This window comes from Pseudomonas sp. MWU13-2100 (assembly GCF_023242365.1).
Classification (GTDB): domain Bacteria; phylum Pseudomonadota; class Gammaproteobacteria; order Pseudomonadales; family Pseudomonadaceae; genus Aquipseudomonas.
The window spans coordinates 1-552 of record NZ_JALLIX010000139.1 but is presented as its reverse complement, the minus strand read 5'-3'; the positions used below and the strand labels follow the sequence as shown (position 1 = coordinate 552).

The following is a 552-nucleotide window of genomic DNA, read 5'->3' as shown; positions in this document are numbered from 1 at the left end:
CTTTTGCACCTTGCCCAAAAGCTGTAAGTTGATCAACTCTACCTCGAATGGAATTTGCTGTAGCATCAGCCGCAATTACTTTATACGAACTACTCGAAACGTCAATACCCGCTTTCGACAGTACCGAAGCCCCCTTCGCAGCGCTCGCCTCAGTTCCAACCACGAGGGTCACGAATACAGCAAGGAGCCCCCCCATCTGCTGACCGAGCTTCTCAGAATGAACATCACCACCCTGCGCTAGCGCATCATCCACCGAAGCCAATTGCGCTTTTACTTGATCATACCTATCGCCGAGTATCTGTTGCGCATCGGCAGTCAGTATGAATTCGTCAATCGCGGCTTTGCCTTCAAGGGGATGAGCCATGAAATTAGCAGCGCTATCAAGCGTCCCGAGCCCGGACTTGGCCATCTCCTCGGTGAACCCCTTACCAAACCCAGTCAAGGTGCCAATGTCTTGGCTTATATCAATCCGCTTCCACTTAGTGAGAATGGAGAGCGTTTCACTGATGGAGGTTGCCGCTTGTAGCTCTTTGTTTCGCTGCGCCAGTTGTT

Annotated in this window: 1 protein-coding gene; it reads right to left on the bottom strand. The window is 51.6% G+C overall.

What is annotated here, in order from left to right:
• On the bottom strand, nt 1-552 hold a 552-nt coding region (locus tag M5B99_RS29740; protein WP_248807473.1), incomplete at both ends, for a hypothetical protein.